Here is a 5,972-nt window from a genome sequence, read left to right as displayed (position 1 = left end):
ATGATTCCTGAGTTTTTACGCAATGTCTTTACCTTAGCTTTTGTACTGCTGCTGTTTTCTATCTCCAACCATTTAGAGCACGAGTCCGGCTTATTAACGGTCACCGTCCTTGGCGTGGCGCTGGCTAACTGGCCAAAATTCCCGCGTGAGACGATTTTAGAGTTTAATGAATCGCTGACCATCTTATTGGTATCGGTATTATTTATCATTCTTGCGGCTCGCGTTGAGCTTGAAAGCTTACTTAGCGTTGGTTTTGCAGGCTTGGTGTTGCTCGCGATTGTGATGTTTGTCGCGCGTCCTTTATCGGTATGGGCTTCGTCTATCGGCTCCAATCTAAAAACCAATGAAAAGCTGATGATTAGTTGGATTGGGCCGCGCGGTATCGTTGCCGCTGCAATCTCGTCGCTTTTTGCCATTCGCTTGCAAGAATATGATATTCAAGGCGTTGAGCTACTTGTACCTTTGGTTTTCCTTGTCATTATTGGCACGGTGATGATTCAGGGCTTGGGCGCAAAAATGGTTGGTAATTTCTTGGGCGTCCGTGAGCCTGAAACCAACGGTATCTTGGTCGTTGGCTCCAACCCTATCGCGTTATTGGTAGCGACGTCTTTAAAAGACCAAGGCTTTGATGTCATCGTCGCCCATAATAACTATACCAATATCGCTAAAGCTCGTATGAGCGGTCTGCGTACTTACTTTGGCAATCCTATCTCTGATCATGCCGACCATCATTTAGACCTTATCGGTATTGGGCGACTGTTTGCCATGAGTACCGATAGAGAAATGAATACCTTGTCTGAGATTCATTACCGTCATGAGTTTGGCGAGCGTAAAATCTATCGCCTTAAATTCAGTGATGAAAAGGTCAAAAGCGAGCGCGATGACAAGCAGGGCAACTTCCATTCGCAGTGGTTGTTTGGTAAAGATGTGACTTATGCCAAGCTTGCCAGTATGCTGTCGAAAAAAGCGCGTATCAAAATTACTAACATCACCGACAGCTATAGCTTTGAGCAATACAAAGCCGATAATAAGCAATTTGTGCCGCTTTATACCGTCGATAAAGAAGGTAAGCTGCACGTGATTACCGATAATTTCGATGGCACCGTACCGCGTGATCGTAAGCTGATTTCATTGGTCGTTGACGATGAAGTGCAGCCAAAACCGGTCGATGTGACAGCAAAACAAGAACAGGCACGCGCGGCGGCAGATGCCAGCTTTGAATCCAGCTCGAAAGCGCCTGAAAAGCGTAAAGAAATAGAGCTTACCGATGATAGTAATGACACTGCTATGCCAGAGGCAGCATTAACCACTGCGAAAGAAACCAATGCAGCAGAAGTCTCCGAGTCAGAAAAGGCACAAGACAAACAAGCCGATAGCGTTACAGATACGCCTAATAAAATACAGGCATCAAGCACGACGGTTAAGAAAGATAACGTGCAAACAACAGAGTCTGATGCTACTGCTCCTAATAGTTCTACCAATGCTATAAATAAAGGTGTCATGTCGGATAATTCGACCGCAACTTCAAAAACCAAAACCTCTAGCAGTACCAACGGTAATGGCAGCGCACCAAAAACTAAAAAAGGCACGCTTGACCCCAATCGTTTACCAGATTCTAGCGGTGGTAGCCTTGATAACGTTGACAGCATGGATATAGATAAAGACTAGAGTTATCTTTTTAAAATTTTCCATAAACGATAAAAGCCCCAACTCAGCAGTTGGGGCTTTTTTTTGGATAATATAAGGTAGAAATGACAACGTTAAAAAACCTTAGGGCGTGTCCTCATTTTAAAAATGGTGATAAAAATGAGTTAAATTGTAGCCAAACAAGGAAAATAGTGCAGTTAATATCGGGATATTACCAAGCTATTTGACGAAGTTTGGCAAAATTTAGCCATTTTTAGACCATTTAGATGTCCATCGATTGAATTGAGGACACGTCCTAGCTTAGCGCAAACTTTTCCTGCACCGCTTGCCAAATACGTTCACTGACTTCTTCAGCGCTACCTTGAGCATCAATACGTTGGATACGCTCCGGCTGCTCGCTGGCAAGGACACTAAACCCTTGATGGACTCTAGTAAAAAACTCCGTCGCTTGCTGCTCAAAACGGTCAGCAGCGCTGCGTTTATTGGCGCGCGCCATGCCTTCTAATACTGGCAAATCTAGCCACAAGGTCAGCTCTGGTAACTGTTCAACAAATTGCTCGATAAGCATAGCGATTTTAGCGCGTACTGTACTATCGCCATGCGCGCGTCCAAAACCTTGGTAGGCAACGGTCGAATCAGTAAAGCGGTCACATATCACCCACGTTCCACGTTGTAGGGCAGGCAAAATTACTTGCTGCAAATGGTCACAGCGCGCGGCAAACATCAGTAGCAGCTCGGTATCATCGTTAATTTTGGTATCAGGGTCTAATAAAATAGTACGCAACTGCTCGGCAAACGGACTGCCACCCGGCTCCCGGGTACGCAGATAGTCGATGCCTTTTGCTTGCAAATGGTCGCAAAGCTGCTCAATAGCGGTGGTCTTGCCAACGCCTTCGGTCCCTTCAAAACTGATAAAGCGCCCTTGATTGGACGCTGTACTAAAAGATGCGGTATTAGTAGAATGCTTAGGCGAATTTATTTGCGCTGTTTTTTCTTGCGCTGATTTTTCTGGTAGTGATGCTGACATGATATGACCTTATGTCATTGATGAACATTATGTCTTTATATAGATAGCTATATAAAGACATAACGCTCGTACACGATAGGTTTTTAGAAATATAGAGGATTAAATTACGGCGGCGGTGTTTGTGCTTTTTTCTGACGCATGACGCTGAGATATTCTTTGACCGCTTGGTTATGCTCATTTAAGCTATTGGTAAATTTGTGGCCGCCGTTACCGGTTGCCACAAAATATAACGCTTCGCTATCGGCGGGATGCAAAGTCGCTTCAATCGAGGCCGCAGATGGCAGCGCGATTGGCGTTGGCGGCAAACCATCGATTTGATAGGTGTTATAAGCGGTCTTTTCATCGATGTCTTGACGGCGAATATTGCCTTCATAACGGCTACCCATCCCATAAATAATGGTCGGATCGGTTTGCAAGCGCATATTTTTATTCAAACGATTGCTAAATACCGCCGAGACTAAAGGACGCTCTTCTGCCACGCTGGTTTCTTTTTCGATAATCGATGCCATTACCAACGCTTCATACGGACTGTCATAAGGCAGATCAGGGTCGCGATTTTCCCACGCTTTGGTCAATGCTTGCTGCTGACGCTTATACAAATCGGTCAATACCTGCTTATCGGTGCTGCCTTCGCCATAATAATACGTATCAGGCGCAAACCAGCCTTCAAGATTGTGATTGACAATAGGGTCATTACTATTCACTACCGAATCTGGCAAAATGCCAACCAAATCCAATGCCTGCGCGATGCTGGCATTCGTGCTATCCGCCGTCAGTACTTCTTTTTTGATGCCTTTATTATCTCGCAGCGCCTGATATAAATCTTTTGAGGTTTTGCCTTCGATAATCTGTACCTTGACCATCGCCGCTTTTACGCATTGTCCCAGTACTTCTAGCGCTTCAGCAAAGGTGGGGTTTTCTGGTAATTGATAAATACCGGCATGCAATGGGCCATCGATTTGCGTTTTCATATAAAGCTTGGCAATCGTGGCAGAAAACAACGGTATTTGCTGCTGCCACTGCGGCAATAGCCCATAATACGTCTGACCCGACTCAATCGTCACCATCTGCTGCGGCTGCTCAATACGGCCAAACAGCGTCTGATACACCATCACCAAAAAAAACGCGGCAATCAGCCCAAGCACCAATAACACCTGATAACCACGCTGCATAAAAAACGATGGATTATCAGCTTTATAGTGGCGCGGTTTAGTGCCACCGCTAATGAGTGAGATATCCGTCGCCGGTACTTCCTCTGCGCTAACGTCGTCAATGATAGGTTTTTTGTCCAGCGCTGTCGTCTCGACAGGCTGCTCCAGCGCGTCGTCATGGTCATTTTTTGGCGACTCATCAGGGCGTTTAGGGGGTATTTCAGGTGTTGGCTTGCTCATGGCAACTCGCGAGGCAGAAGTTTGCTAGAATTTAGCACTGAACTGGGCGATTTTCAATGGTATTTGCTTAGCTTATCGATTAACTTGGTGGTTAGAGTAAATTATATGGCTTAATACTCATATTGCTTATTTATCACTTTGAATTTTTCCTTTAATAAGAAAATCGGCTATGAACCTTAATTTCAATCAAAGTCTTGCCAACAACTATACATCTGAATCGCAAAAAATTCGTGTGCTTAGTGAAGATTGGGTCGCTAAGCAAAGCTATTGTCCCAATTGCGATGCTCAGCCATTGGCTGAATTTACTAATAACCAACCTGTCGCTGATTTTTATTGCTCAAACTGCGATGAAGAATATGAATTAAAAAGTAAGAAAGCAAAATTAAGCAACATCATTAATGATGGCGCTTATGACACCATGATTGAACGTATCAACAGCGACAACAATCCAAACTTTTTCTTTTTAACGTATTCCCAAGCATTGAGCGTGAATAACTTTTTAATCATTCCCAAGCAATTCTTTAAACCGGACATGATTATAAAACGCAAGCCTTTATCCATCACTGCCAAACGTGCCGGCTGGGTCGGCTGCAATATTGATTTGCGTAAAGTGCCCGAATCGGGGAAAGTATTTTTGGTCAAAGACCAGCAAGTCATACCACGCGATAATGTCACCGAGCAATTTCAAAAAACCTTGTTTTTACGTAAGCAAACTATCGCTTCACGTGGTTGGACACTAGACGTTTGGCAATGTATCGATAGGCTAGAAGACAGCTTTTCTCTCAATCAAGTTTATGCGTTTGCCGACTTATTAAAACTCAAACATCCTGAAAACAATCATATTAAAGATAAAATCCGTCAGCAGCTACAAGTGTTACGCGATAAAGGCATTATTGAATTTACTGGTCGTGGGCACTATCGCAAATTATATTAAGCGCTTTTCGTTATAACGCTCAGCTCTTGGTTGTCCTTTATTGTCGCGATAAATATCAGCTATCAGCTCATCTCTATCGTCCCAAAGCGGTAAACGTGCCGTTGCAACTAAACGATCATGAAACTTATGCGCTGGATACTCCCAATCAATTTCATCATTTATTTTAAAAAAGTGCTCTTCTCGATAATCGATATAAGCGTGTATTCTATTCTTAACATAGTTATTCCAATGCCATACTAGCTGCAATGATGTGCGAGCAGGCTTAGTAAACTGCTTTAAATTGACCGTTAGCGCACACCTTACTGGTTCGTCGTTAGGAAAGACTTTAATACGTTGCTCGATAACTTCTTCTGGTGTTTCTGCATATTCGAACACACCGCCAAAGGCAATAAATTTCTTAAAGTCTTTTAAATACATAACGCCGAGCGATAATTGAGTATAAGGCGATAAATGCACAATTTCATCAGGTTGTTTTTTTGCTAATTTGCAAATTTCATCAAAAACCATCAAGCGACGAATTTGTATTGGAATTCTAGTTTCTTCATAAATTGGACGCATCGATATCTCTCCTTTTAAAAGGCATCATTTAACCTTTATGATTGAGAAAATATCATTGATCGATTTGCTGTATTGCACAAGTCTTTGTCACAAAAGACGATCACTTCTTTTAATCACCTTTGCTAACCTAGCGGATATAAATCCTAAAGAAATTTTGATAAGTATGTATTGAGAATAGTGATGATAAAAATAGATATGAAAGCAGAGAAAACATTTCAGATAGAGGTTGTCGAGATGCTAAGTAACATCATAGAGATTAGCGCAGAGAACGAGCAAGAAGCACTATTAAAAGCACAAGATATGTATAAAAAGGAGGAAGTTATTTTGTACGCAGATGATTGTATTGACACCAACTTTAATAGACCTCTTGCAAAAGTCATAGTTCAAGCTCGGAATTAATGATACCAGCAAACAG

The 5,972-nt window shown here is 42.8% G+C and carries 6 protein-coding genes; 3 read left to right on the top strand and 3 right to left on the bottom strand.

What is annotated here, in order from left to right; genetic code table 11:
- Positions 1–1,668, top strand: a 1,668-nt coding sequence (locus tag V7D75_RS14060; RefSeq protein WP_333615063.1) for a cation:proton antiporter, incomplete at its 5' end; no start/stop codon positions are given.
- A 274-nt stretch (positions 1,669–1,942) separates the two neighbouring features.
- Here V7D75_RS14060 and tmk read toward each other — a convergent pair.
- Positions 1,943–2,674, bottom strand: a complete 732-nt coding sequence (gene tmk, locus V7D75_RS14055) for a dTMP kinase (protein ID WP_333615062.1) — start codon at positions 2,672–2,674, stop codon at positions 1,943–1,945.
- 104 nt (positions 2,675–2,778) lie between these two features.
- Positions 2,779–4,065: an endolytic transglycosylase MltG gene (gene mltG, locus V7D75_RS14050; RefSeq protein WP_333615061.1), complete on the bottom strand. Its 1,287-nt coding sequence runs from the start codon at positions 4,063–4,065 to the stop codon at positions 2,779–2,781.
- 169 nt (positions 4,066–4,234) lie between these two features.
- Here mltG and V7D75_RS14045 point away from each other — a divergent pair, with 169 nt between their 5' ends.
- Positions 4,235–4,999, top strand: a complete 765-nt coding sequence (locus tag V7D75_RS14045) for a DpnI domain-containing protein (protein WP_333615060.1) — start codon at positions 4,235–4,237, stop codon at positions 4,997–4,999.
- Here the strand turns inward: V7D75_RS14045 and V7D75_RS14040 are convergent.
- On the bottom strand, positions 4,991–5,557 hold the full coding sequence (locus V7D75_RS14040) for a hypothetical protein (protein ID WP_333615059.1): 567 nt from the start codon (positions 5,555–5,557) through the stop codon (positions 4,991–4,993). The two genes, V7D75_RS14045 and V7D75_RS14040, sit on opposite strands and share 9 nt — an antisense overlap.
- Positions 5,558–5,752: 195 nt before the next feature.
- Here V7D75_RS14040 and V7D75_RS14035 point away from each other — a divergent pair, with 195 nt between their 5' ends.
- Positions 5,753–5,956: a DpnD/PcfM family protein gene (locus V7D75_RS14035; RefSeq protein WP_333615058.1), complete on the top strand. Its 204-nt coding sequence runs from the start codon at positions 5,753–5,755 to the stop codon at positions 5,954–5,956.
- Positions 5,957–5,972: the final 16 nt, after the last annotated feature.

The sequence above is a fragment of the Psychrobacter sp. genome (assembly GCF_036731945.1).
Taxonomy (GTDB): Bacteria; Pseudomonadota; Gammaproteobacteria; order Pseudomonadales; family Moraxellaceae; genus Psychrobacter.
This window is presented reverse-complemented; position numbering and strand designations above follow the sequence as displayed.

Excerpts from the sequence above, each read along its gene's own strand:
- tmk (WP_333615062.1), bottom strand. The coding sequence starts at position 2,674 with ATGTCAGCATCACTACCAGAAAAATCAGCGCAAGAAAAAACAGCGCAA.
- mltG (WP_333615061.1), bottom strand. The coding sequence starts at position 4,065 with ATGAGCAAGCCAACACCTGAAATACCCCCTAAACGCCCTGATGAGTCG.
- V7D75_RS14045 (WP_333615060.1), top strand. The coding sequence starts at position 4,235 with ATGAACCTTAATTTCAATCAAAGTCTTGCCAACAACTATACATCTGAA.
- V7D75_RS14040 (WP_333615059.1), bottom strand. The coding sequence starts at position 5,557 with ATGCGTCCAATTTATGAAGAAACTAGAATTCCAATACAAATTCGTCGC.
- V7D75_RS14035 (WP_333615058.1), top strand. The coding sequence starts at position 5,753 with ATGAAAGCAGAGAAAACATTTCAGATAGAGGTTGTCGAGATGCTAAGT.